This window comes from Streptomyces sp. NPDC003011, assembly GCF_053591515.1.
This window is the reverse complement of the sequence record NZ_JBSFTY010000052.1, coordinates 1-24989: the sequence shown is the minus strand read 5'-3', so window position 1 is coordinate 24989 and position 24989 is coordinate 1. Positions and strand designations below refer to the sequence as shown.

At 70.9% G+C, this 24989-nt stretch carries 22 protein-coding genes and 1 pseudogene; 21 read left to right on the top strand and 2 right to left on the bottom strand.

Annotation, left to right across the window (positions count from 1 at the left end; translation table 11 throughout):
- The first annotated feature begins 63 nt into the window (after positions 1-63).
- Together ACWD0J_RS25545 and rpsD are read left to right on the top strand one after the other, a co-directional pair.
- On the top strand, positions 64-1419 hold the full coding sequence (locus ACWD0J_RS25545) for a replication-associated recombination protein A (protein ID WP_451498159.1): 1356 nt from the start codon (positions 64-66) through the stop codon (positions 1417-1419).
- A 342-nt stretch (positions 1420-1761) separates the two neighbouring features.
- Positions 1762-2376, top strand: a complete 615-nt coding sequence (gene rpsD / locus ACWD0J_RS25540; RefSeq protein WP_286061253.1) for a 30S ribosomal protein S4 — start codon at positions 1762-1764, stop codon at positions 2374-2376.
- Between the two features lie 26 nt (positions 2377-2402).
- On the opposite strand, the pseudogene ACWD0J_RS25535 reads toward rpsD, so the two are convergent.
- Positions 2403-3182, bottom strand: a pseudogene (locus ACWD0J_RS25535) (regulator); the annotation flags it as partial.
- A gap of 142 nt (positions 3183-3324) precedes the next feature.
- Between ACWD0J_RS25535 and ACWD0J_RS25530 the strand changes: the two are divergent.
- The 13 genes from ACWD0J_RS25530 (at position 3325) to nusB (ending at position 16541) form a co-directional block, all read left to right on the top strand.
- Positions 3325-3777 (top strand): DUF948 domain-containing protein, encoded by a 453-nt coding sequence (locus tag ACWD0J_RS25530; RefSeq protein ID WP_451498158.1) that lies wholly within the window; start codon positions 3325-3327, stop codon positions 3775-3777.
- A gap of 9 nt (positions 3778-3786) precedes the next feature.
- Complete coding sequence (locus ACWD0J_RS25525) at positions 3787-4143, top strand: hypothetical protein (RefSeq protein ID WP_451498157.1); 357 nt, start codon at positions 3787-3789, stop codon at positions 4141-4143.
- Positions 4143-6815 carry an alanine--tRNA ligase gene (gene alaS, locus ACWD0J_RS25520; protein WP_451498156.1) on the top strand — a complete coding sequence of 891 codons (2673 nt, stop codon included), beginning with the start codon at positions 4143-4145 and terminating at the stop codon, positions 6813-6815. Before ACWD0J_RS25525 ends, alaS begins: the two co-directional genes overlap by 1 nt.
- A gap of 35 nt (positions 6816-6850) precedes the next feature.
- On the top strand, positions 6851-7315 hold the full coding sequence (gene ruvX, locus ACWD0J_RS25515; protein ID WP_451498196.1) for a Holliday junction resolvase RuvX: 465 nt from the start codon (positions 6851-6853) through the stop codon (positions 7313-7315).
- Between the two features lie 120 nt (positions 7316-7435).
- Entirely contained in the window at positions 7436-9166 is a 1731-nt protein-coding gene (gene mltG, locus ACWD0J_RS25510; RefSeq protein ID WP_451498155.1) for an endolytic transglycosylase MltG, read from the top strand.
- Positions 9147-9986 carry a shikimate dehydrogenase gene (locus ACWD0J_RS25505; RefSeq protein WP_451498154.1) on the top strand — a complete coding sequence of 280 codons (840 nt, stop codon included), beginning with the start codon at positions 9147-9149 and terminating at the stop codon, positions 9984-9986. Before mltG ends, ACWD0J_RS25505 begins: the two co-directional genes overlap by 20 nt.
- A gap of 364 nt (positions 9987-10350) precedes the next feature.
- Positions 10351-11535: a chorismate synthase gene (gene aroC / locus ACWD0J_RS25500; RefSeq protein WP_451498153.1), complete on the top strand. Its 1185-nt coding sequence runs from the start codon at positions 10351-10353 to the stop codon at positions 11533-11535.
- A complete protein-coding gene (locus tag ACWD0J_RS25495) occupies positions 11532-12050 on the top strand; it encodes a shikimate kinase (RefSeq protein ID WP_451498152.1) in 519 nt (172 codons plus the stop codon). Before aroC ends, ACWD0J_RS25495 begins: the two co-directional genes overlap by 4 nt.
- Positions 12047-13138: a 3-dehydroquinate synthase gene (gene aroB / locus ACWD0J_RS25490; protein WP_451498151.1), complete on the top strand. Its 1092-nt coding sequence runs from the start codon at positions 12047-12049 to the stop codon at positions 13136-13138. The genes ACWD0J_RS25495 and aroB overlap by 4 nt, the downstream gene beginning before the upstream one ends.
- Positions 13139-13332: 194 nt before the next feature.
- A complete protein-coding gene (locus ACWD0J_RS25485) occupies positions 13333-14199 on the top strand; it encodes a Pro-rich N-terminal domain-containing protein (RefSeq protein ID WP_451498150.1) in 867 nt (288 codons plus the stop codon).
- Between the two features lie 180 nt (positions 14200-14379).
- Positions 14380-15486 carry an aminopeptidase P family protein gene (locus ACWD0J_RS25480; protein WP_451498149.1) on the top strand — a complete coding sequence of 369 codons (1107 nt, stop codon included), beginning with the start codon at positions 14380-14382 and terminating at the stop codon, positions 15484-15486.
- A gap of 51 nt (positions 15487-15537) precedes the next feature.
- Positions 15538-16104, top strand: a complete 567-nt coding sequence (gene efp / locus ACWD0J_RS25475) for an elongation factor P (RefSeq protein WP_451498148.1) — start codon at positions 15538-15540, stop codon at positions 16102-16104.
- 2 nt (positions 16105-16106) lie between these two features.
- Entirely contained in the window at positions 16107-16541 is a 435-nt protein-coding gene (nusB, locus tag ACWD0J_RS25470) for a transcription antitermination factor NusB (protein ID WP_451498147.1), read from the top strand.
- A gap of 175 nt (positions 16542-16716) precedes the next feature.
- Here nusB and bldD read toward each other — a convergent pair whose 3' ends face one another.
- A complete protein-coding gene (gene bldD / locus ACWD0J_RS25465) occupies positions 16717-17220 on the bottom strand; it encodes a transcriptional regulator BldD (protein ID WP_030038549.1) in 504 nt (167 codons plus the stop codon).
- Between the two features lie 252 nt (positions 17221-17472).
- Between bldD and pyrR the strand changes: the two genes are divergently transcribed.
- The 6 genes from pyrR to carB all read left to right on the top strand — a co-directional run.
- Positions 17473-18060: a bifunctional pyr operon transcriptional regulator/uracil phosphoribosyltransferase PyrR gene (pyrR, locus tag ACWD0J_RS25460; protein ID WP_451498146.1), complete on the top strand. Its 588-nt coding sequence runs from the start codon at positions 17473-17475 to the stop codon at positions 18058-18060.
- A gap of 92 nt (positions 18061-18152) precedes the next feature.
- Positions 18153-19148 carry an aspartate carbamoyltransferase catalytic subunit gene (locus ACWD0J_RS25455; protein WP_451498145.1) on the top strand — a complete coding sequence of 332 codons (996 nt, stop codon included), beginning with the start codon at positions 18153-18155 and terminating at the stop codon, positions 19146-19148.
- Between the two features lie 5 nt (positions 19149-19153).
- On the top strand, positions 19154-20440 hold the full coding sequence (locus ACWD0J_RS25450; RefSeq protein ID WP_451498144.1) for a dihydroorotase: 1287 nt from the start codon (positions 19154-19156) through the stop codon (positions 20438-20440).
- A complete protein-coding gene (locus tag ACWD0J_RS25445) occupies positions 20437-21006 on the top strand; it encodes a PH-like domain-containing protein (RefSeq protein WP_451498143.1) in 570 nt (189 codons plus the stop codon). Before ACWD0J_RS25450 ends, ACWD0J_RS25445 begins: the two co-directional genes overlap by 4 nt.
- Positions 21003-22145 (top strand): glutamine-hydrolyzing carbamoyl-phosphate synthase small subunit, encoded by a 1143-nt coding sequence (carA, locus tag ACWD0J_RS25440; RefSeq protein ID WP_451498142.1) that lies wholly within the window; start codon positions 21003-21005, stop codon positions 22143-22145. The genes ACWD0J_RS25445 and carA overlap by 4 nt, the downstream gene beginning before the upstream one ends.
- Positions 22138-24989 (top strand): carbamoyl-phosphate synthase large subunit (gene carB, locus ACWD0J_RS25435; RefSeq protein WP_451498141.1); only part of this gene is annotated, 2852 nt, incomplete at its 3' end. The genes carA and carB, both read left to right, overlap by 8 nt.

Genomic DNA, 24989 nt, shown 5'->3' with positions numbered 1-24989 from the left:
GCGGTCACGGGCCGTGGGGCGGTCCCGGCCGGGTTGTCAGTGGGGTGACATAGGGTTTTGGGTGTGGAGCCCGACCTGTTCACCGCCGCAGCAGAAGAACGTCAGGAGAAGGACCCGGCCGCCAGTCCGCTGGCCGTCCGGATGCGTCCGCGCACCCTCGACGAGGTCGTGGGACAGCAGCATTTGCTGAAGCCGGGCTCACCCCTGCGCAGACTGGTCGGCGAGAGCGCGGGCGGCCCGGCCGGACCGTCCTCGGTGATCCTCTGGGGCCCGCCCGGCACGGGCAAGACGACGCTGGCGTACGTCGTCTCCAAGGCCACCGACAAGCGCTTCGTGGAGCTGTCGGCGATCACCGCCGGCGTCAAGGAGGTCCGCGCGGTCATCGAGGGGGCCCGCCGCGCCACCGGCGGCTATGGCAAGGAGACCGTCCTCTTCCTCGACGAGATCCACCGCTTCAGCAAGGCCCAGCAGGACTCGCTGCTCCCGGCCGTCGAGAACCGCTGGGTGACACTCATCGCCGCGACGACGGAGAACCCGTACTTCTCGGTGATCTCCCCGCTGCTGTCCCGCTCCCTCCTGCTCACCCTGGAATCCCTCACCGACGACGACCTGCGCGGACTCCTGCACCGGGCCCTCACCGACGAACGCGGTCTCAAGGGCGCCGTCACCCTCCCCGCGGACACCGAGGAGCACCTGCTGCGGATCGCCGGCGGTGACGCCCGCCGCGCCCTGACCGCCCTGGAGGCGGCCGCCGGAGCCGCCCTCGACAAGGGCGAGGCGGAGGTCGCCCTGCAGACACTGGAGGAGACGGTCGACCGGGCGGCCGTGACGTACGACCGCGACGGCGACCAGCACTACGACGTGGCCAGCGCCCTGATCAAGTCCATCCGAGGCTCCGACGTCGACGCCGCCCTGCACTACCTGGCTCGCATGATCGAGGCCGGCGAGGACCCCCGCTTCATCGCCCGCCGCCTGATGATCTCCGCCAGCGAGGACATCGGCCTCGCCGACCCGAACGCCCTGCCGATCGCGGTCGCCGCCGCCCAGGCCGTCGCCATGATCGGCTTCCCCGAGGCCGCCCTCACCCTCAGCCACGTCACCATCGCCCTCGCCCTGGCCCCCAAGTCGAACGCGGCGACCACCGCGATCGGCGCCGCCATGGAGGACGTACGCAAGGGACTGGCCGGGCCCGTCCCGCCGCACCTGCGCGACGGGCACTACAAGGGCGCCGCCAAGCTCGGACACGCGCAGGGGTACGTGTACCCGCACGACGTGCCCGAGGGCATCGCCGCCCAGCAGTACGCGCCGGACGCCATCAAGGACCGCGCGTACTACACCCCCACCCGGCACGGAGCCGAGGCCCGGTACGCGGACGCCGTGGAGTGGACCCGCGCCCGCCTCGGTCGCAAGCGGTCCTGAGCACCCTGTAGACTCGCCCGAAGTGCTGCGTCCCGTGTCCGGACCTCCGCAAGGAGAACCGGCACCACCAGAACGGGACATCCAGCCGGAGATCCTCCCCCCGGGGAAGGATCTCCAGGAGCGTCGCGCACCGTCGAACGGTGTCGCGGGCAGCCCACCACCACCCGGAGTTCCGGGACAGGTCGGTGGGCCACTCGCGTGCTGCACGTTGTGCCCAGACCAGGGAGCGGCTGCCCGACAGGTCCGTAGGACAGGACCCGGTGGGTTTCCCCGGCTGCGGATGCGACCTCCCCTAACCCTGGTGAAGCCGTATTCGCATCAGAGACACGAGGTGTTTGGTTCATGCCGAACCAGTCCCGCCCCAAGGTCAAGAAGTCGCGTGCCCTCGGTATCGCGCTGACCCCGAAGGCCGTCAAGTACTTCGAGGCCCGTCCCTACCCGCCGGGTGAGCACGGCCGTGGCCGCAAGCAGAACTCGGACTACAAGGTCCGTCTGCTGGAGAAGCAGCGTCTGCGCGCGCAGTACGACGTGTCCGAGCGCCAGCTCGTCCGCGCCTACGAGCGTGCCTCCAAGGTCCAGGGCAAGACCGGTGAGGCCCTGATCATCGAGCTCGAGCGCCGTCTCGACGCGCTGGTCCTGCGTTCGGGCATCGCCCGCACGATCTACCAGGCCCGCCAGATGGTCGTCCACGGCCACATCGAGGTCAACGGCCAGAAGGTCGACAAGCCGTCCTTCCGCGTCCGTCCCGACGACGTCGTGATGGTCCGTGAGCGCAGCCGCGAGAAGACCCTGTTCTCGATCGCCCGCGAGGGCGGCTTCGCCCCCGACGGCGAGACCCCGCGCTACCTCCAGGTGAACCTCCGCGCCCTGGCCTTCCGCCTGGACCGCGAGCCGAACCGCAAGGAGATCCCGGTGATCTGCGACGAGCAGCTCGTCGTCGAGTACTACGCCCGCTGATCCTCCGGCGGACAGCACCCCGCACGTCAGCCCGCCGTCTCCCCGCCCTTCCGGGTGGGTGAGGCGGCGGGCTCGTGCGTGTCCGGGGACGCCGTCGCCGGCCGGCCGGGACCGCGCGGCCCCGGCAGCGCCTCCAGCGGCTCGGGCCCGCCACGCCGCAGCGCATGGGCCACCGCCTCGCCCTCTCCCGCGCCCCAGCGACCACCCCTGCCGTGCGCACTCCTCGTACCGCTCGTCGCCCAGGTGGTCCCGGGCCGCCCTCTCGCACAGCGGCAGGCCCACCGACGGCCACATCGCCCCCGCCGCCCCTTGCAGCACCGCGGCCTCCGCCGGGTCGCCCTCGGTGGCCGTGACCAGGGCCGGCAGCTCGATCGACAGCACCGAGCCGAGCAGGTCGCGAAAGGCGTGGGCCCCGTCCAGGCAGTCCGTGAGCAGCTCGCGGGCGCGGGCCGGCTCACCCCCGCTCCAGGCGGCGTAGGCCAGGACGTACAGCGCGTATCCCCGCGCCCGTCGTTCGCCGTGGTCCTGGCAGACCCGGCGGACGTCCTCGCACAGCCGCACCGCGTCCGGCAGATCGTCCTGGAACGCCCGGGCCATGGCGAGCTCCACCTGGCCCGTCAGCACCTCGCTGTTGAGCTCGCCGATCTCCCGGTAGCGCTCCAGCGCCGTGCGCAGCAGCGTCTCCGCGCGCGCCACGTCGTCCGTCACCAGGGCCGGACAGCCGGTGCGGTGCTCCGCGTACGCCTCCCGGCGGCACTCGCGACCCGCTCCGCCGCCGTGCGGCACTCCTCCAGCGCGGCCAGCGCGGCACTGAACCATATGCAGTCCGTACGATCGCTCCGCGCGACCCGGCCGCCCTCGGACGGTAATCCGGTACGGAGCCCCACCCCCGGCGCGATAGGCTCGGTGCACGACTTTTTCGATCTGCAGGCACGTTTCAGGGAGCGGGTGCACACAGTGTCCGGTGGAGAGGTGGCCGGGATCCTGGTGGCCGTCTTCTGGGCGATCCTGGTGTCCTTCCTCGCCGTCGCGCTGGCGAGGCTGGCCCAGACGCTCAGGGCGACCACCAAGCTCGTGGCGGACGTGACCGATCAGGCCGTCCCGCTGCTGGCCGACGCCTCCTCGGCGGTGCGCTCCGCGCAGACCCAGATCGACCGGGTCGACGCGATCGCGTCGGACGTCCAGGAGGTCACGTCGAACGCCTCGGCGCTCTCGACCACCGTCGCCTCCACCTTCGGCGGCCCCCTGGTCAAGGTCGCCGCCTTCGGCTACGGCGTGCGCCAGGCCCTCGGCGGCCGCAAGGACGACGACGTACCCGCCAAAGCACCCCGGCGTACGGTGATCGTGGGCCGCACGGTCTCTCGGCGGGACAAGCGAGACCTCCGTAAAAAGAAGGACTGAGAGCCAGCGATGTTCCGCCGTACCTTCTGGTTCAGCACAGGCGTCGCCGCCGGTGTGTGGGCCACCACCAAGGTCAACCGCAAGCTGAAGCAGCTGACGCCCGAGAACCTGGCCGCGAGCGCGGCGAACAAGGCGATCGAGGCCGGTCACCGGCTCAAGGACCGCGCGGTGGGCTTCGCGCTCGACGTCCGGGACAACATGGCGCAGCGGGAGGAGGAACTGGGCGACGCGCTGGGGCTGAACGCCTCCGTCGACCACGAACTCCCCGCGCCCCGGCGGTACACCGCCATCGAGAACAGCAACACCCCGAAGTCCGTCGACAACGACAGGACGACGTACTCGCACAACCGGAATGAGGACCACTGATGGAGTCGGCTGAAATCCGCCGCCGCTGGTTGAGCTTCTTCGAGGAGCGCGGTCACACCGTCGTTCCTTCGGCGTCGCTCATCGCGGACGACCCGACTCTGCTGCTCGTCCCGGCCGGCATGGTGCCCTTCAAGCCGTACTTCCTGGGCGAGGTCAAGCCGCCCTTCGCGCGCGCCACCAGCGTGCAGAAGTGCGTGCGCACGCCCGACATCGAAGAGGTCGGCAAGACCACGCGCCACGGCACGTTCTTCCAGATGTGCGGCAACTTCTCCTTCGGCGACTACTTCAAGGAAGGCGCCATCACGTACGCCTGGGAGCTGCTCACCAGCCCCCAGGACAAGGGCGGTTACGGTCTCGACCCCGAGCGCCTGTGGATCACCGTCTACCTGGAGGACGACGAGGCCGAGCGCATCTGGCGCGACGTCGTCGGCGTCCCCGCCGAGCGCATCCAGCGCCTCGGCAAGAAGGACAACTACTGGTCCATGGGCGTGCCCGGCCCGTGCGGCCCGTGCTCCGAGATCAACTACGACCGCGGCCCCGAGTTCGGCGCCGAGGGCGGCCCCGCCGTCAACGACGAGCGGTACGTGGAGATCTGGAACCTGGTCTTCATGCAGTACGAGCGCGGCGAGGGCACCTCGAAGGAGGACTTCGAGATCCTCGGCGACCTGCCGAGCAAGAACATCGACACGGGCCTCGGCATGGAGCGGCTCGCCATGATTCTGCAGGGCGTGCAGAACATGTACGAGATCGACACCTCCATGGCCGTCATCAAGAAGGCCACCGAGCTGACCGGCGTCGAGTACGGCGAGGCCCACGACTCGGACGTCGCCCTGCGCGTGGTCACCGACCACATGCGCACGTCCGTGATGCTCATCGGCGACGGCGTGAGCCCCGGCAACGAGGGCCGTGGCTACGTGCTGCGCCGCATCATGCGCCGCGCCATCCGCAACATGCGCCTGCTCGGCGCCACCGGCCCGGTCGTCAACGACCTGATCGACACGGTCATCGAGATGATGGGCCAGCAGTACCCCGAGCTCGTCACGGACCGCGAGCGGATCGAGAAGGTCGCCGTCGCCGAGGAGAACGCCTTCCTCAAGACGCTGAAGGCTGGCACCAACATCCTCGACACCGCCGTCACCGAGACCAAGCAGGCCGGCGGCACCGTCCTGTCCGGCGACAAGGCCTTCCTGCTCCACGACACCTGGGGCTTCCCGATCGACCTCACCCTGGAGATGGCCGCCGAGCAGGGCCTCGCCGTGGACCAGGACGGCTTCCGCCGCCTGATGAAGGAGCAGCGGGAGCGCGCCAAGGCCGACGCCCGGTCCAAGAAGACCGGTCACGCCGACCTCGGCGCCTACCGCGAGATCGCCGACCGGGCCGGCGAGACCGAGTTCATCGGCTACACGGACACCGACGGTGAGTCGACGATCGTCGGCATCCTGGTCGACGGCCTGTCCTCGCCCGCCGCCACCGAGGGCGACGAGGTCGAGATCGTCCTCGACCGCACCCCCTTCTACGCCGAGGGCGGCGGTCAGATCGGCGACACGGGCCGCATCAAGGCCGACTCCGGTGCCGTCATCGAGGTCCGCGACTGCCAGAAGCCGGTGCCGGGCGTGTACGTCCACAAGGGCGTCGTCCAGGTCGGCGAGGTGACCGTCGGCGCGAAGGCCGAGGCCGTCATCGACGTGCGCCGCCGCACGGCCATCGCCCGCGCCCACTCGGCCACGCACCTCACCCACCAGGCCCTGCGCGACGCCCTCGGCCCGACGGCCGCCCAGGCCGGTTCCGAGAACCAGCCCGGCCGCTTCCGCTTCGACTTCGGCTCGCCGTCCGCCGTTCCGACGGCCGTGATGACCGACGTCGAGCAGAAGATCAACGAGGTGCTCGCCCGCGACCTGGACGTCCGCGCCGACGTCATGTCCATCGACGAGGCCAAGAAGCAGGGCGCCATCGCCGAGTTCGGCGAGAAATACGGCGAGCGCGTCCGCGTGGTGACCATCGGCGACTTCTCCAAGGAGCTGTGCGGCGGCACGCACGTGCACAACACCGCCCAGCTGGGCCTGGTGAAGCTGCTGGGCGAGTCGTCCATCGGCTCGGGTGTGCGCCGTATCGAGGCCCTGGTCGGGGTCGACGCCTACAACTTCCTGGCCCGGGAGCACACGGTCGTCGCCCAGCTCCAGGAGCTGATCAAGGGCCGTCCGGAGGAGCTCCCGGAGAAGGTCTCCGCCATGCTCGGCAAGCTGAAGGACGCCGAGAAGGAGATCGAGAAGTTCCGCGCCGAGAAGGTCCTCCAGGCCGCCGCCGGTCTCGCCGGGTCCGCCAAGGACGTCCGCGGGGTCGCCGTCGTCACCGGCCAGGTCCCGGACGGCACGACCGCCGACGACCTGCGCAAGCTGGTCCTGGACGTGCGCGGCCGGATCCAGGGCGGACGGGCCGCCGTGGTGGCCCTGTTCGCGGTCACCAACGGCAAGCCGCTGACGGTCATCGCCACCAACGAGGCCGCCCGCGAGCGCGGCTTGAAGGCCGGTGACCTGGTCCGTACGGCCGCCAAGACCCTCGGCGGCGGCGGTGGCGGCAAGCCGGACGTCGCCCAGGGCGGCGGCCAGAACCCGGCCGCCGTCGGCGAGGCCGTCGACGCCGTCGAGCGGCTCGTGGCGGAAACGGCCAAGTGAGCGCCGACGGACAGGCGCGCGGGGACGGCCCGGTGATGCGCCGTGGCCGTCGCCTCGCGATCGACGTCGGGGACGCCCGCATCGGGGTCGCCTCGTGCGACCCCGACGGGATCCTCGCCACGCCGGTGGAGACGGTCCCCGGCCGGGACGTCCCGGCAGCGCACCGCAGGCTGAGGCAACTGGTCGAGGAGTACGAGCCGATCGAGGTCGTCGTCGGTCTGCCCCGCTCCCTCAAGGGGGGCGAGGGCCCGGCCGCGGTCAAGGTCCGGGGCTTCGCCCAGGAACTCGCGAAGGGCATCGCGCCGGTGGCGGTGAGACTCGTCGACGAGCGGATGACGACCGTGACGGCCAGTCAGGGACTGCGCGCCTCGGGAGTGAAGTCGAAGAAGGGCAGATCGGTCATCGACCAGGCAGCGGCCGTGATCATCCTTCAGCAGGCGTTGGAATCCGAACGGGTGTCAGGTAAAGCACCCGGCGAGGGCGTCGAAGTGGTCATCTGATCGCGATACGGTAACGTTCCGCGCGATGTGGCGGCATTCGAACAGCCACCGCACAGAGAGAGGCGGGACGGGAGCCGGGCCGTGATCAGGCGCCCGCCGCCTCGCGGCTCTAGGGGATCGATGACTGAGTATGGCCGGGGCCAAGGCTCCGAACCGTGGCATCCGGAGGACCCGTTGTACGGGGACGGCGGATGGGGCGGACAGCAGGCCGAGGCGGGCCAGCAGTCCCCCTACGGCGGCCAGCCGCAGCACTATCCGGAGCAGCCGCAGCAGCCGCAGCAGCCGCAGTACGACGACGGAGGCTGGGGCGACGGCCAGCAGGCCGCATACGGTCAGGCGCAGCAGCACCAGCAGCAGTACGACCAGCAGCAGTACGAGCAGCAGCAGTACGACCAGCAGCACGGTCAGCAGGACTACGCGGCCCAGCAGCAGCAACCGCAGCAACCGCAGCAGCAACAGCAGTACGACAACAACGGCTGGACCACGGGCCCGCCCGCGCACCCCCAGTACACCGACCCGTCGGACCCGTACGGGCAGCAGGGCACGTCGTACGGCGGAGAGCAGCCCGACTACTACGGCACCCCGGACGCCTACCCGCCACCGGAGCCGCCGGCCCGCCGACGCGCCGAACCCGAGCCGCGGACCGACTGGGATCCCGGCCCCGACCAGGGCGAACACGCCTTCTTCGCGGGCGACGACGACACCGACGGCGACGAGCCGGGCGACCGCGGCGGACGCGGCGACCGGCGCGGCCGGAGCGGCAAGGAGAAGAAGCGCCGCAACGGGTGCGCCTGCCTGGTGGTCCTGCTGGTGTTCGGCGGCGGACTGGGCGGAGTCGGATATTTCGGCTACCAGTTCTATCAGAACCGCTTCGGATCGGCACCGGACTTCGCGGGCGAGGGCACGGGCGAGACGGTGTCCGTCGTCATCCCCAAGGGGGCCTTCGGGTCGACGATCGGCCAGAAGCTGAAGGACGCCGGTGTCGTCAAGAGCGTCGACGCCTTCGTCTCCGCGCAGCAGCAGAATCCCGACGGCGACAAGATCCAGGCGGGCGCCTACCTGCTGAAGAAGGAGATGTCCGCCGAGAGCGCCATCGCGATGATGCTCGACCCGAAGAGCCAGAACAACGTGCTGGTCAAGCCGGGCGAGCGCAATGCGAGTGTCTACAAGGCGATCGACGAGCAGCTCGAACTGTCGTCCGGCACGACCGCGAAGGCCGCCGAGAAGAAACTCGGGAGCCTCGGCCTTCCGGACTGGGCGAACGACAACAGCGACATCAAGGATCCGCTGGAAGGATTCCTCTACCCGGGCACCTATCCCGCCGCCAAGGGCATGAAGCCCGAGACGGTCCTGAAGGAGATGGTGAGCCAGGCCGCCAGGAAGTACGACGCGTACGGCCTGGAAGCCAAGGCCAAGGCGCTCAAGCTGGACAGCCCGCTCCAGCTCGTCACGGTCGCCAGCCTCGTCGAGGCCGAGGGCAAGACCGAGGACGACTACCGGAAGATGTCCGAGGTGATCTACAACCGTCTCGACCTCGCCAACCCCGAGACGTACGGCCTGCTGCAGTTCGACTCGACCTTCAACTACCTGAAGGGCCAGAGCAACATCGACATCAGCGAGTCGGAGATCAACAGCAACCAGGACCCGTACAACACGTACACGCAGAAGGGTCTGCCGCCCGGTCCGATCGACAACCCGGGCGAGACGGCGATGAAGGCGACGCTGAATCCGACCGACGAGGGCTGGTACTACTTCGTCGCGACCGACGGGGCGAACAAGACCGAGTTCGCCAAGACCCACGACGCCTTCCTGAAGCTCAAGGAAAAGTTCAATGAGAGCACGGGCAACTGACGTCCGCCGGGCCGCCGTGCTCGGCAAGCCCATCGCCCACTCCCTCTCCCCGGCGCTGCACCGCGCCGCCTACGCGGAACTGGGCCTCACCGGCTGGTCGTACGACCGCATCGAGCTCGACGAGGCGGCCCTGCCCGCATTCTTCGCCCAGCTCGGACCGGAGTGGGCCGGGCTGTCGGTGACCATGCCGCTGAAGCGGGCCGTCATCCCGCTGCTCGACGAGATCAGCGAGACGGCCGCCTCGGTCGGCACGGTCAACACGGTGGTGTGCGCCAAGGACGGCCGCCGCGTCGGCGACAACACCGACATCCCCGGCATGGTCGCGGCCCTCAGGGAACACGGCATCGAACAGGTCGACTCGGCGGCGATCCTCGGCGCCGGCGCCACCGCCTCCTCCGCGCTCGCCGCACTGGCCCGGATCTGCACCGGCGAGGTCGTCGCCTACGTCCGCAGCGAGGCCCGCGCCGCCGAGATGCGGCAGTGGGGCGAGCGGCTCGACATGGAGGTGCGGACGGCGGACTGGGCGGACGCCGCCGAGGCCCTGCGCGCCCCGCTCGTCGTCGCCACCACTCCGGCCGGTACGACCGACGCGCTGTCCTGCGCCCTGCCGGAACGGCCTGCCACCCTGTTCGACGTGCTCTACGACCCGTGGCCGACCGCGCTCGCCGCCCGCTGGTCGGCGTACGGCGGGGCGGTGGTCAGCGGGCTCGACCTGCTGGTGCACCAGGCCGTCCTCCAGGTGGAGCTGATGACCGGGCGCACACCCGCCCCGCTGGACGTGATGCGCAAGGCCGGCGAGCACGCGCTCGCGGCCCGCTAGGGGCGTGTTTCGAAAGTCCCGTCTGGCTCGCGACGCCTGGCACGGCACCTCGCCGCGTTGTCGGGATCGTCCACGTACACCCGGTACGCGGACGACCCTCCGCCTTGCGATGCACCGCACCAGACGCCGCGAGCCCCGCCCTCCGGGCCAACGACGCCACTTTCGAAACACGCCCCAGGCGCCGCCCGGTTCAGGCCGGGAACACGGTGTCCCGTCCGCCCTGTGGACCGGCGGCCGGTACCGGCGCCCGGACGTGGGAGGATCGGAGGTGGCGGGCCGGGACCGCGCACCCGGTCGCGCCGTTGCCGTACGCGAGGACGCGCGTAGGGACGGCAGTACCAGGCGCGAGCACTGAGGAGCACCGTTGAGCAGGTTGCGCTGGCTGACCGCGGGGGAGTCCCACGGTCCCGCACTCGTCGCGACGCTGGAGGGACTTCCCGCCGGCGTGCCGATCACCACGGAGATGGTGGCGGACCACCTGGCCCGGCGCCGGCTCGGCTATGGACGCGGTGCCCGCATGAAGTTCGAGCGCGACGAGATCACCTTCATCGGCGGTGTGCGGCACGGCCTCACCCTCGGCTCCCCGGTCGCGATCATGGTGGGCAACTCCGAGTGGCCGAAGTGGGAGCAGGTCATGGCGGCCGACCCCGTCGACCCCGAGATCCTGGCGGGCCTGGCCCGCAACGCCCCGCTGACCCGGCCGCGCCCCGGTCACGCCGACCTCGCCGGGATGCAGAAGTACGGCTTCGACGAGGCCCGGCCGATCCTGGAGCGGGCCTCCGCCCGGGAGACGGCGGCCCGGGTGGCGCTGGGCGCGGTGGCCCGCTCGTACCTGAAGGAGACGGCCGGCATCGAGATCGTCTCGCACGTCGTCGAGCTGGCCGCGGCGAAGGCGCCCCACGGCGTCTACCCCAAGCCCTCCGACGTCGAGAAGCTGGACGCCGACCCGGTGCGCTGCCTGGACGCGGACGCGTCGAAGGCGATGGTCGCGGAGATCGACCAGGCCCACAAGGACGGCGACACCCTGGGCGGCGTGGTCGAGGTGCTGGCGTACGGCGTGCCCGTCGGCCTCGGCTCGCACGTGCACTGGGACCGCAAGCTGGACGCGCGGCTGGCCGCCGCGCTGATGGGCATCCAGGCGATCAAGGGCGTGGAGCTGGGCGACGGCTTCGGTCTGGCGCGGGTGCCGGGCTCGCAGGCGCACGACGAGATCGTCGCCACCGACGAGGGCATCAGGCGCACCTCGGGCCGCTCCGGCGGTACCGAGGGCGGTCTGAGCACCGGCGAGCTGCTGCGGGTGCGCGCCGCGATGAAGCCGATCGCGACCGTGCCCCGGGCCCTGAAGACCGTGGACGTCGTCACCGGCGAGGCGACGGCCGCCCACCACCAGCGCTCCGACGTGTGCGCGGTCCCGGCGGCCGGCATCGTCGCCGAGGCGATGGTCGCGCTGGTCCTGGCGGACGCGGTCGCGGAGAAGTTCGGCGGCGACAGCGTGCCCGAGACCCGCCGCAACGTGCGCTCGTACCTCGAGCACCTGGCGATCCGATGAACGCGGTGCCCCTGGTCGTCCTGGTCGGTCCGATGGGTGTCGGCAAGTCCACCGTCGGACGACTGCTCGCCGAACGGCTCGGCGTGCGCTACCGGGACTCCGACGAGGACATCGTGGCCGAGCAGGGCCGGACGATCGCCGAGATCTTCGTCGACGAGGGCGAACCGGCCTTCCGCGCGATCGAGAAGCAGGCCGTCGCCAAGGCGCTCGCCGAGCACGACGGTGTCCTCGCCCTCGGCGGCGGCGCGATCCTGGACGCGGGCACGCGCGCGTCGCTCGCGGGGCAGCGCGTCGTCTACCTCTCGATGGACGTCGAGGAGGCGGTCAGGCGCACCGGCCTCAACGCGGCCCGGCCACTGCTGGCGGTCAACCCGCGCAAGCAGTGGCGCGAGCTGATGGAAGCCCGTCGTCACCTGTACGAGGGGCTTGCCACGGCTGTCGTACCGACCGACGGCCGTACGCCCGAAGAGGTCACCCAAGCCGCCCTGGACGCACTGGAGTTGAAGAACGCATGAGCGAGGCAGTCACCCGCATCCAGGTCGGCGGCACCGCGGGCAGCGAACCGTACGAGGTCCTGGTGGGCCGTCAACTGCTGGGTGAGCTCGGCGGGTTGATCGGTGACAAGGCCAAGCGGGTCGCGGTCGTCCACCCCGAGGCGCTCGCCGAGACCGGCGACGCGCTCCGCGGTGACCTGGCCGGGCAGGGTTACGAGGCCGTGGCCATCCAGGTGCCGAACGCGGAGGAGGCCAAGACCGCCGAGGTCGCCGCCTACTGCTGGAAGGCGCTCGGCCAGTCCGGGTTCACCCGCACCGACGTCATCATCGGCGTCGGCGGCGGCGCGACCACCGACCTCGCCGGGTTCGTGGCCGCGACCTGGCTGCGCGGCGTGCGCTGGATCGCGGTGCCGACCACCGTGCTGGCCATGGTGGACGCGGCCGTCGGCGGCAAGACCGGCATCAACACCGCCGAGGGCAAGAACCTCGTCGGCTCGTTCCACCCGCCGGCCGGCGTGCTGTGTGACCTGGCCGCGCTGGACTCCCTCCCGGCCAACGACTACGTCTCCGGGCTCGCCGAGATCATCAAGGCCGGCTTCATCGCCGACCCGAGGATCCTCGAACTCATCGAGGCCGACCCGGAGGCCGCCCGCACCCCGGCGGGCCCGCACACCGCCGAGCTCATCGAGCGCTCCATCCGGGTCAAGGCCGAGGTCGTCTCCTCCGACCTCAAGGAGTCGGGCCTCAGGGAGATCCTCAACTACGGCCACACGCTCGCGCACGCCATCGAGAAGAACGAGCGCTACCAGTGGCGGCACGGCGCCGCCGTCGCCGTGGGCATGCACTTCGCCGCCGAACTCGGCCGTCTCGCGGGCCGGTTGGACGACGCCACGGCCGACCGGCACCGCACGGTGCTGGAGTCGGTGGGCCTGCCGCTGCACTACCGCTACGACCAGTGGCCCAAGCTGCTGGAGAACATGAAGGTCGACAAGAAGTCCCGCGGCGACCTGCTGCGCTTCATCGTCCTGGACGGCCTGGCCAAGCCCACCGTCCTGGAGGGGCCCGACCCGGCCGTCCTCCTCGCCGCGTACGGAGAGGTGGGCCAGTAGGTCCCGCCAGCCCCCTCGGCCCGACGCGCCGTACGCCACCGGGCACTTCGGACCGCCCCCGGCCGTTTCCCCACATGACGGAGGGGGCGGTACCGTTCGAACGGAGCCTTACCCACGCCCTTTAGGCTGTGGGGGAAAGCGGGTCCGCCCCGCTGTCAGCGCCCATCGCCTGATACGAGACGGAGTGGCACCGGATGCAGCACGCAGTGGGTTCTCCGCTGCCACCGCCCCACCAGCCGGGGGGCGGACCGGCCACCGGCTGGTCGCCGGCCGCGCACCATCCGGGCCCGCACCCCCCGGGCGCACACCAGGGCCCCGCCCCCGTCCCCCCGCCGCCTCCCGCCCCGGGGTTCACCGGCGCCCCCGCGGCGCCGGTGCCCCCCACGCCTCAGCACGCCCCCGCGCCCTCGGCCCCGGACACCAGCGGCCATGTGCCGCTGCCGCCCGGCGGCCCCGTCGCCATGCCCAGCGCGCCCCCCGCCACAGCCACCCCCGACCCGGCCGGCACCACCCTCGCGGTGCTGCTCATCGGCCCCGCGGGCGCCGGCAAGACCAGCGTCGCCAAGTACTGGGCGGACCACCGCCGGGTCCCCACCGCCCACATCAGCCTCGACGACGTCCGCGAATGGGTCCGCTCCGGCTTCGCCGACCCCCAGTCCGGGTGGAACGACCACTCCGAGGCGCAGTACCGTCTGGCCCGCCGCACCTGCGGCTTCGCCGCGCGCAACTTCCTGGCCAACGGCATCTCGTGCATCCTCGACGACGCCGTCTTCCCCGACCGCCCGGTCGTCGGCCTCGGGGGCTGGAAGCGGCACGTGGGCCCGGGCCTGCTGCCGGTGGTGCTGTTGCCCGGCCTGGAGATCGTCCTGGAACGCAACGCCGAACGCGCCGGCAACCGTCGCCTCGCCGACGAGGAGGTCGCCCGAATCCACGGCCGCATGGCCGGCTGGTACGGCTCCGGCCTCCCGATCATCGACAACTCCCAGCTCGACGTCCCACAGACGGCCCAGATCCTGGACGACGTACTGGCACGATCGATCGCGAGCCCGCCGCAGTGGTGAACCGGCGGCACCAGACCCCCTCGGGGGCGCCGGCTGCCGGGCGGGCGCGATGCGCCCCAGGACCGCGGACGGCGGGCGACGGCCCGGGGCATCCCTCCTCCCCGATCGGCGCCTGCCCACTCGGCCCCACTCGGCCTCTCCCGAGCGGCGGCCCACCTGCCAAGCTCCTACGCTCGTGTCATGTCAGAGGTCTACGCCGCTCGCCGAGCCCGCCTACGGGAACGCTGCCAAGCCAGCGGCAGCGCCTCCGCGCTGGTCTCCCGCCCCGCCAACGTCCGCTACCTCGCAGGCACCGCCCCGCACGGCGCCGTTCTGCTGCTCGGCAGGACCGAGGACATGCTGCTGTGTCCCGGCCCGCCGGACGACCGCTTCGGGTACGGCCGGCCCGACGAGGCGCTGCGCGTGCAGCGGCTGTCCGGACCCGGCGCCGATCCCGCCGTCGCGGCGGCCGGCCTCGCGGTGGCGCAGACCGGTGACGCCCTCGCCGTCGAGGAGCACCACCTCACGGTCGCCCGGCACCGGGCCATCCGCTCGGTCGCACCGCGGCTGCGCCTGGCCGACCTGGGCGGCGCGGTCGAACAGCTGCGAGTGGTCAAGGACGAGGAGGAGATCTCCTGCCTGCGGATCGGCGCCGAGATCGCCGACCAGGCACTGGGCGAGCTGCTCGAATCCATCCTCGTCGGCCGCACCGAACGCCACCTCGCCCTCGAACTGGAGCGCCGCCTCGTCGACCACGGCGCCGACGGCCCCGCCTTCGCGACCTCCGTGGCCACCGGCCCGAACTCCGGCAGACGCGGCCACCGGCCCACCGACCGACGGGTCGAGGAGGGCGACTTCCTCTCCGTCTGCCTCGGCGCGACCTACCGCGGCTACCGCTGCGAGATCGGCCGCACCTTCGTCATCGGTACGTCCCCCACCGACTGGCAGATCGAGCTGTACGACCTCGTCTTCGCCGCTCAGCGCGCCGGCCGGGAGGCGCTGGCCCCGGGTGTCGCCTGCCGCGAGGTGGACCGTGCCGCACGTCAGGTGCTGGACTCCGCGGGGTACGCGGAGAGCCTCCCCGCCCTGACGGGACACGGTGTCGGACTCGAAATCGCCGAGGACCCGCAGTTGGGCCCCGCGGCCATGGGTAAACTGGACGCTTGCGTGCCGGTCACCGTCGAACCCGGGGTCCACCTCCCGGGCCGGGGCGGCGTCCGGATCGATGACACGCTCGTCGTCCGCCCCGAGGCGGACGGCGGACCCGAGCTACTCACCATCACGACCAAGGAGCTGCTCGCCCTTTAGCCAGGTGCGTGCGCCGGGGTCGTCCACGTCAGTCCAGGAGATTCCGCAACCGTGGCTTCCACGAACGACCTCAAGAACGGCATGGTGCTCAAGCTCGATGGCGGCCAGCTGTGGTCCGTCGTCGAGTTCCAGCACGTCAAGCCCGGTAAGGGCCCGGCCTTCGTGCGCACCAAGCTCAAGAACGTGCTCTCCGGCAAGGTCGTCGACAAGACCTTCAACGCCGGTGTCAAGGTCGAGACGGCCACTGTCGACAAGCGCGACATGCAGTTCTCGTACATGGACGGCGAGTACTTCGTCTTCATGGACATGGAGACCTACGACCAGCTCATGGTCGACCGGAAGGCCGTCGGCGACGCCGCGAACTTCCTGATCGAGGGCTTCACGGCCACCGTGGCGCAGCACGAGGGCGAGGTGCTCTTCGTCGAGCTGCCGGCCGCCGTCGAGCTGGTCGTCCAGGAGACCGAGCCGGGCGTGCAGGGCGACCGCTCCACCGGCGGCACCAAGCCCGCCACTCTGGAGACCGGCCACCAGATCCAGGTCCCGCTCTTCATCACCACCGGTGAGAAGATCAAGGTCGACACCCGCTCGAGCGACTACCTCGGCCGGGTGAACAGCTAACCGTGGCTGCCCGCAACACGGCCCGCAAGCGTGCCTTCCAGATCCTCTTCGAGGGCGACCAGCGAGACGCGGACGTCCTGACGGTCCTCGCGGACTGGATCCGGCTCTCCCGGGACGACACCCGGCAGCCCCCGGTGAGCGAGTACACGATGCAGCTGGTCGAAGGCTACGCGCAGCACGCGCAGCGCATCGACGAGCTGATCGCGCAGTACTCGGTCGGCTGGACGCTCGACCGGATGCCGGTCGTCGACCGCAACATCCTGCGTCTGGGCGCCTACGAGCTGATCTGGACGGACGAGACGCCGGACGCCGTCGTGCTCGACGAGATGGTGCAGCTGGCGAAGGAGTTCTCCACGGACGAGTCGCCCTCGTTCGTCAACGGTCTGCTCGGCCGCTTCAAAGAGCTGAAGCCCTCGCTGCGCCGCGACGAGGCGTGACAGGTACCCGCAAGCAGTACGACCCGCGTTCAGGGCCCGCAGCGCGACTGCTGCGGGCCCTGCGGCGTCCCGGTGCCACTGGGGCCCCTGACGGGCGCAGAAAGCCGCCGGGGTGGCCGGAACCGTGAAGTTCCGGCCACCCCGACGGCACGTTTCTGCAGAGGCGGGAAGCGGTTCAGCTCTCCTCGTGGGACGCCACCGCACGGCGCGCGTCCGCGTCCAGCACGCCCCAGCTGATCAGCTGCTCGGTGAGGACGGAGGGCGACTGGTCGTAGATGACGGCGAGTGTGCGCAGGTCGTCCTGACGGATCGAGAGCACCTTGCCGTTGTAGTCACCGCGCTGCGACTGGATCGTGGCCGCGTACCGCTGCAGCGGGCCCGCCTTCTCGGCCGGCACGTGCGCCAGCCGCTCCAGGTCCAGGACCAGCTTCGGCGGCGGCTCGGCGGCACCGCCCGGGGTGGTGCCCGGCAGCAGCTCCTGGACCGGCACGCCGTAGAAATCCGCCAGCTCGGCGAGGCGCTGCACGGTCACGGCGCGGTCGCCGCGCTCGTACGAACCGACCACGACGGCCTTCCAGCGCCCCTGGGACTTCTCCTCGACACCGTGGAGGGAAAGGCCCTGCTGGGTGCGGATGGCCCGGAGCTTGGCCCCGAGCTGTTTGGCGTATTCGCTGGACATATAGCTCCCCGGACACTGTGTCGACGCGGCTGGGGGTTTTCCATGCCGCGCGGCTGGTAACTCACTGTGAGGTTACGCAGCGTTACTCTTCCGCGTCAAGCCGAATGGTCCGCACCGATGCTTCCGTGGTGGCCGTGGCCGGTTGGGCCATAGGGGTGATCTGGCGTGTCCTGCGACCTGCTACCGTGGATGGCGCAAATCCGACGTCCTTTAAGGTCCGTCCCGTGAGGCGGAGAAGGAGGTCCGTTTCCCATGGACGCTCAGCAGGATCCGCAGCACTCCGACGCGCGGCCCGTTCTCGAAGGCCCCGACATCGCACGGGTGTTGACCCGTATCGCCCACGAGATCGTCGAACGCGCCAAGGGCGCCGACGACGTGGTGCTCCTCGGCATCCCGACCCGGGGCGTCTTCCTCGCCCAGCGTCTCGCCGCCAAGCTGGAGCAGATCACCGAGCGCACGATCCCCGTGGGTTCGCTCGACATCACCATGTACCGCGACGACCTGCGCATGCACCCGCCGCGTGCGCTGGCCCGCACCGACATCCCCGGCGACGGCCTCGACGGCAGGCTGGTCGTCCTCGTCGACGACGTGCTCTTCTCCGGCCGCACCATCCGCGCCGCCCTGGACGCCCTGAACGACCTCGGGCGTCCGCGTGCCGTGCAGCTCGCGGTGCTGGTCGACAGAGGCCACCGCGAACTGCCCATCCGCGCCGACTACGTCGGCAAGAACCTCCCCACGTCGTTGCGGGAGACGGTCAAGGTCCAGCTCGCCGAGGAGGACGGTCGCGACACCGTGCTGCTCGGTCTGAAGCCGGCCGCCCCGGGCGAGCGGCAGCAGTAGCGCCGCGGTGTACGGCATGCCCGTACGCCCTGTGGCCATGCCCTCGCCTGCCCGGATTCTCCCGAACTGAACTGCCCTACGGAGCCTGACAGATGCAGCGTCATCTCATCTCGGCCGCCGACCTCACCCGCGACGACGCCGTCCTGATCCTCGACACCGCCGAGGAGATGGCCCGGGTCGCCGACCGGCCGATCAAGAAACTGCCCACCCTGCGCGGCCGCACGATCGTCAACCTCTTCTTCGAGGACTCCACCCGGACCCGGATCTCCTTCGAGGCCGCCGAGAAGCGCCTGTCCGCGGACGTCATCAACTTCTCCGCCAAGGGCTCCAGCGTGTCCAAGGGCGAGTCCCTGAAGGACACCGCCCAGACCCTGGAGGCCATGGGCGTCGACGCCGTCGTGATCCGGCACGGCGCCTCCGGGGCGCCGTACCGCCTCGCCAACTCCGGCTGGATCGACGCGGCCGTCATCAACGCCGGTGACGGCACCCACCAGCACCCCACCCAGGCGCTGCTGGACGCGTTCACCATGCGCCGCCGACTCGTCGGCCGGGACGCCGGGCTCGGCCAGGACCTCGACGGCAAGCGCATCACGATCGTCGGCGACGTCCTGCACAGCCGGGTCGCCCGCTCCAACGTCGACCTGCTGCACACCCTCGGCGCCGAGGTGACCCTCGTCGCCCCGCCCACCCTGGTGCCGGTCGGCGTCGAAGCCTGGCCCTGCGAGGTGTCGTACGACCTGGACAGCACGCTCTCCACGTCGGACGCGGTGATGATGCTGCGGGTCCAGCGGGAGCGCATGAACGCGGCATTCTTCCCGACCGAGCGCGAGTACGCGCGCCGGTACGGCCTCGACGGCCAGCGCATGGCGCGGATGCCCGGGCACGCCATCGTGATGCACCCGGGTCCGATGGTCCGCGGCATGGAGATCACCGCCGAGGTCGCCGACTCCGAGCGCTGCACCGTCGTCGAGCAGGTCGCGAACGGAGTCTCCATCCGGATGGCCGTCCTGTATCTGCTGCTGGGCGGCGCCGTGGTCGACGCGAAGAACGTGCCCGCCGTCTCTCACACCCGTATCGAGGAGAAGTAGGACACATGAGCAAGATCCTGATCCGTGGTGCGAAGGTGCTCGGCGGCGAGCCGCAGGACGTGCTGATCGACGGCGAGATCATCGCCGAGGTCGGCGCCGGCCTGTCCGACGAGGAGGCCGTGGTCGTCGAGGCCGGCGGCAAGGTGCTGCTGCCGGGCCTGGTCGACCTGCACACCCACCTGCGCGAGCCCGGCCGCGAGGACTCCGAGACGGTGCTGACCGGCACGCGCGCGGCTGCCTCCGGCGGCTACACCGCCGTGTTCGCCATGGCCAACACCTTCCCGGTCGCCGACACCGCCGGCGTGGTCGAGCAGGTCTACCGGCTCGGCCAGGAGCACGGCTACTGCGACGTGCAGCCGATCGGTGCCGTCACCGTCGGCCTGGAGGGCAGGAAGCTCGCCGAGCTGGGCGCCATGTACGAGTCGGCCGCCGGGGTCACCGTCTTCTCCGACGACGGCAAGTGCGTCGACGACGCCGTGATGATGCGGCGGGCCCTGGAGTACGTGAAGGCCTTCGGCGGGGTCGTCGCCCAGCACGCGCAGGAGCCGCGGCTGACCGAGGGCGCCCAGATGAACGAGGGCGTCGTCTCCGCCGAGCTGGGGCTCGGCGGCTGGCCCGCGGTGGCCGAGGAGTCGATCATCGCCCGGGACGTGCTGCTCGCCGAGCACGTCGGCTCCCGCGTCCACATCTGCCACCTGTCGACCGCCGGGTCCGTCGAGATCGTCCGCTGGGCCAAGTCCCGCGGCATCGACGTCACCGCCGAGGTCACCCCGCACCACCTGCTCCTCACCGACGAGCTGGTGCGCACGTACAACCCGGTCTTCAAGGTCAACCCGCCGCTGCGCACCGAGCGGGACGTGCACGCCCTGCGCGAGGCGCTCGCCGACGGCACGATCGACATCGTCGCCACCGACCACGCCCCGCACCCGCACGAGGACAAGGACTGCGAGTGGGCCGCGGCCGCCATGGGCATGGTCGGCCTGGAGACCGCGCTGTCGGTGGTCCAGGAGACCATGGTGGAGACGGGCCTGCTGGACTGGGCCCAGGTCGCCGAGCGGATGTCCTTCACGCCCGCGCGGATCGGGCGGGCACAGGGCCACGGCCGTCCCGTCTCGGCAGGTGAGCCCGCCAACCTCACGCTCGTCGACACGGCATACCGTGGGTCCGTGGACCCCGCGGGCTTCGCCTCGCGCAGCCGGAACACCCCGTACGAGGGGCGTGAGCTGCCGGGCCGTGTCACGCACACGTGGCTGCGGGGCAAGGCCACGCTCGTCGACGGGAAGCTCACGTGACACCTGTAATCCTGCTGGCCGCCGAGAAGAAATCGGCCGAGGTCACCGACTGGGCCGCCCGCATCGGCTGGCTCGTCGGACTCGCCCTCTTCGTGGCGCTCGTCTACTGGCTGATGCGCGAGGGCTGGAAATGGCGCGGCACGCTCCAGGGCGACCTGCCCGAGCTGCCGGCCGCGCCGGACCGGCCCGGCGCGGCGAGACTGACGATGAGCGGCCGCTACCACGGCTCCACCACCGCCGGGCAGTGGCTCGACCGCATCGTGGCGCACGGCCTGGGCACCCGCAGCCGGGTCGAGCTCACCCTGACCGACGCCGGACTGGACGTCGTACGTCCCGGGGCGTCGGACTTCTTCGTCCCCGTCGAGGCGCTGCGCGAGGCCCGGCTCGACAAGGGCATCGCCGGCAAGGTCCTGACCGAGGGCGGCCTGCTCGTGGTGACCTGGGCGCACGGCGAGCGGCTGATCGACTCCGGCTTCCGCTCCGACCACGCGGCCGAACACAACGAGTGGGCCGACACCATCAACTCCATGATCAAGACAACCACCACGGAAGGCGCCGAACGATGACGACCTCCACCAGGGGATCCGTGAAGGCTCCCGCCGTACTCGTCCTGGAGGACGGCCGGATCTTCCGCGGCCGTGCGTACGGGGCCGTGGGGGCGACCTTCGGCGAGGCCGTGTTCTCCACCGGCATGACCGGCTACCAGGAGACCCTCACCGACCCGTCGTACCACCGCCAGGTCGTCGTGATGACCGCCCCGCACGTCGGCAACACCGGGATCAACGACGAGGACCCCGAGTCCAAGCGCATCTGGGTCGCCGGATACGTCGTGCGCGACCCCGCGCGCGTGCCGTCCAGCTGGCGCTCCCGCCGCACCCTCGAAGACGAGCTGCGCGAGCAGGGGGTGGTGGGCATCTGCGGCATCGACACCCGCGCGCTGACCCGCCATCTGCGCGAGCGCGGCGCCATGCGCGTCGGCATCTTCTCCGGCGAGGCGCTGCGCGACGAGGACGCCCTGCTCGCCGAGGTCCGCCAGGTCCCCGGGATGAAGGGCGCCGACCTCTCGGCGGAGGTCGCCACCCAGGAGGCGTACGTCGTCCCGGCGATCGGCGAGAAGAAGTTCACCGTCGCCGCCGTCGACCTCGGCATCAAGGGCATGACCCCGCACCGGATGGCGCAGCGGGGCATCGAGGTGCACGTGCTGCCCGCCACCGCGAGCGCCGAGGAGGTGTACGCCGTCCAGCCCGACGGCGTGTTCTTCTCCAACGGGCCCGGCGACCCGGCCGCCGCCGACCACCCGGTCGCCCTCATGCGGGAGGTGCTGGAGCGCGGCACGCCGCTGTTCGGCATCTGCTTCGGCAACCAGATCCTGGGGCGGGCGCTGGGCTTTGGCACGTACAAGCTGAAGTACGGCCACCGCGGCATCAACCAGCCGGTGCAGGATCGTTCGACCGGCAAGGTCGAGGTCACCGCGCACAACCACGGCTTCGCCGTGGACGCCCCGCTGGACCAGGTCTCCGAGACCCCCTTCGGCCGTGCGGAGGTCTCCCACGTCTGCCTGAACGACAATGTGGTGGAGGGGCTCCAGCTCCTCGACCGCCCCGCCTTCAGCGTCCAGTACCACCCCGAAGCGGCGGCCGGCCCGCACGATGCCGCCTACCTGTTCGACCGCTTCGTATCCCTGATGGAGGGCCAGCGTGCCTAAGCGCACCGATATCCAGTCCGTCCTGGTCATCGGCTCCGGTCCGATCGTCATCGGCCAGGCCGCCGAGTTCGACTACTCCGGCACGCAGGCGTGCCGGGTCCTGAAGGCCGAGGGCCTGCGGGTCGTCCTCGTCAACTCCAACCCGGCGACGATCATGACCGACCCGGAGATCGCCGACGCCACCTACGTCGAGCCGATCACCCCGGAGTTCGTCGAGAAGATCATCGCCAAGGAGCGGCCGGACGCGCTGCTGCCCACCCTGGGCGGTCAGACGGCCCTCAACACCGCGATCTCCATGCACGAGAACGGCGTCCTGGACAAGTACGGCGTCGAGCTGATCGGCGCCAACGTCGAAGCCATCAACAAGGGCGAGGACCGCGACCTCTTCAAGGACGTCGTCGAGGCCGTCCGCCAGAAGATCGGGCACGGCGAGTCCGCCCGGTCCTACATCTGCCACTCCATGGACGACGTGCTGAAGGGCGTCGAGCAGCTCGGCGGCTACCCCGTCGTCGTCCGCCCGTCCTTCACCATGGGCGGCGCCGGCTCCGGCTTCGCGCACGACGAGGAGGAGCTGCGCCGGATCGCCGGCCAGGGCCTGACGCTCTCGCCGACCACCGAGGTGCTCCTGGAAGAGTCCATCCTGGGCTGGAAGGAGTACGAGCTGGAGCTGATGCGCGACAAGAACGACAACGTCGTGGTCGTGTGCTCCATCGAGAACTTCGACCCGATGGGTGTCCACACCGGCGACTCGATCACCGTCGCCCCCGCGATGACGCTCACCGACCGTGAGTACCAGATCCTGCGGGACATCGGCATCGCGATCATCCGCGAGGTCGGCGTCGACACCGGCGGCTGCAACATCCAGTTCGCGGTGGACCCCGCGGACGGCCGGGTGATCGTCATCGAGATGAACCCGCGTGTGTCGCGCTCCTCGGCGCTGGCGTCGAAGGCGACCGGCTTCCCGATCGCCAAGATCGCCGCGAAGCTCGCCGTCGGCTACACGCTGGATGAGATCCCGAACGACATCACGGAGAAGACCCCGGCCTCCTTCGAGCCGACGCTCGACTACGTGGTCGTGAAGGCTCCGCGTTTCGCGTTCGAGAAGTTCCCCTCCGCCGACTCCACGCTGACCACGACCATGAAGTCGGTGGGCGAGGCCATGGCGATCGGCCGCAACTTCACCGAGGCGTTCCAGAAGGCGCTGCGCTCGCTGGAGAAGAAGGGCAGCCAGTTCACGTTCGTGGGCGAGCCCGGCGACAAGGCCACCCTCCTGACGGAGGCGGTCCGGCCGACCGACGGCCGGATCAACACCGTCATGCAGGCCATCCGCGCCGGTGCCACGCCGGAGGAGATCTTCGACTACACGAAGATCGACCCCTGGTTCGTCGACCAGCTCTTCCTCATCAAGGAGGTCGCGGACGAACTCGCCCAGGCGCCGGAGCTGACCCGCGACCTGCTCGCCGAGGCCAAGCGGCACGGCTTCTCCGACCAGCAGATCGGCGAGATCCGGGGGCTGCGCGAGGACGTGGTGCGCGAGGTGCGGCACGCGCTGGGCCTGCGCCCGGTGTACAAGACGGTCGACACCTGCGCCGCCGAGTTCGCCGCGAAGACGCCGTACTTCTACTCCTGCTACGACGAGGAGAGCGAGGTCGCCCCGCGCGAGAAGCCGGCCGTCATCATCCTGGGCTCCGGGCCCAACCGCATCGGCCAGGGCATCGAGTTCGACTACTCCTGCGTGCACGCCTCCTTCGCGCTGTCGGACGCCGGGTACGAGACGGTGATGGTCAACTGCAACCCGGAGACCGTCTCCACCGACTACGACACCTCCGGCCGGCTGTACTTCGAGCCGCTGACGCTGGAGGACGTGCTGGAGATCGTCCACGCGGAGGCGCAGGCCGGCCCGATCGCGGGCGTGATCGTGCAGCTCGGCGGCCAGACCCCGCTGGGCCTGGCGCAGGCGCTCAAGGACAACGGCGTCCCCATCGTCGGCACGCCTCCCGAGGCCATCCACGCCGCCGAGGACCGCGGCGCCTTCGGCCGCGTCCTCGCCGAGGCCGGGCTGCCGGCGCCCAAGCACGGCACCGCCACCACCTTCGCCGGCGCCAAGGCCATCGCCGACGAGATCGGCTACCCCGTCCTGGTGCGGCCCTCGTACGTCCTCGGCGGGCGCGGTATGGAGATCGTCTACGACGAGACCCGCCTGGAGTCGTACATCGCCGAGTCGACCGAGATCAGCCCCTCGCGGCCGGTCCTGGTCGACCGCTTCCTCGACGACGCGATCGAGATCGACGTCGACGCCCTCTACGACGGCCAGGAGCTCTACCTCGGCGGCGTCATGGAACACATCGAGGAGGCCGGCATCCACTCCGGCGACTCGGCGTGCGCGCTGCCCCCGATCACGCTGGGCGGCTTCGACATCAAGCGCCTGCGGGCCTCCACGGAGGCCATCGCGAAGGGGGTCGGCGTCCGCGGCCTGATCAACATCCAGTTCGCGATGGCGGGCGACATCCTCTACGTCCTGGAAGCCAACCCGCGCGCCTCCCGCACCGTCCCCTTCACCTCGAAGGCGACCGCGGTGCCGCTGGCCAAGGCCGCCGCCCGGATCTCCCTGGGCGCCACCATCGCCGAGCTGCGTGCCGAGGGCCTGCTCCCGGCGACCGGCGACGGCGGTGAACTGCCGCTGGACGCGCCGATCTCCGTCAAGGAGGCCGTCATGCCGTGGTCGCGTTTCCGTGACGTCCACGGGCGGGGCGTGGACACGATCCTGGGCCCGGAGATGCGCTCCACCGGCGAGGTCATGGGCATCGACTCCGTCTTCGGCACGGCGTACGCCAAGTCGCAGGC

Coding starts and splice junctions, on each gene's coding strand:
- rpsD (WP_286061253.1), top strand. CDS start 1,762: ATGCCGAACCAGTCCCGCCCCAAGGTCAAGAAGTCGCGTGCCCTCGGT.
- ACWD0J_RS25525 (WP_451498157.1), top strand. CDS start 3,787: ATGTTCCGCCGTACCTTCTGGTTCAGCACAGGCGTCGCCGCCGGTGTG.
- alaS (WP_451498156.1), top strand. CDS start 4,143: ATGGAGTCGGCTGAAATCCGCCGCCGCTGGTTGAGCTTCTTCGAGGAG.
- ruvX (WP_451498196.1), top strand. CDS start 6,851: ATGCGCCGTGGCCGTCGCCTCGCGATCGACGTCGGGGACGCCCGCATC.
- mltG (WP_451498155.1), top strand. CDS start 7,436: ATGACTGAGTATGGCCGGGGCCAAGGCTCCGAACCGTGGCATCCGGAG.
- ACWD0J_RS25505 (WP_451498154.1), top strand. CDS start 9,147: ATGAGAGCACGGGCAACTGACGTCCGCCGGGCCGCCGTGCTCGGCAAG.
- ACWD0J_RS25495 (WP_451498152.1), top strand. CDS start 11,532: ATGAACGCGGTGCCCCTGGTCGTCCTGGTCGGTCCGATGGGTGTCGGC.
- aroB (WP_451498151.1), top strand. CDS start 12,047: ATGAGCGAGGCAGTCACCCGCATCCAGGTCGGCGGCACCGCGGGCAGC.
- ACWD0J_RS25485 (WP_451498150.1), top strand. CDS start 13,333: ATGCAGCACGCAGTGGGTTCTCCGCTGCCACCGCCCCACCAGCCGGGG.
- ACWD0J_RS25480 (WP_451498149.1), top strand. CDS start 14,380: ATGTCAGAGGTCTACGCCGCTCGCCGAGCCCGCCTACGGGAACGCTGC.
- bldD (WP_030038549.1), bottom strand. CDS start 17,220: ATGTCCAGCGAATACGCCAAACAGCTCGGGGCCAAGCTCCGGGCCATC.
- pyrR (WP_451498146.1), top strand. CDS start 17,473: ATGGACGCTCAGCAGGATCCGCAGCACTCCGACGCGCGGCCCGTTCTC.
- ACWD0J_RS25455 (WP_451498145.1), top strand. CDS start 18,153: ATGCAGCGTCATCTCATCTCGGCCGCCGACCTCACCCGCGACGACGCC.
- ACWD0J_RS25450 (WP_451498144.1), top strand. CDS start 19,154: ATGAGCAAGATCCTGATCCGTGGTGCGAAGGTGCTCGGCGGCGAGCCG.
- carA (WP_451498142.1), top strand. CDS start 21,003: ATGACGACCTCCACCAGGGGATCCGTGAAGGCTCCCGCCGTACTCGTC.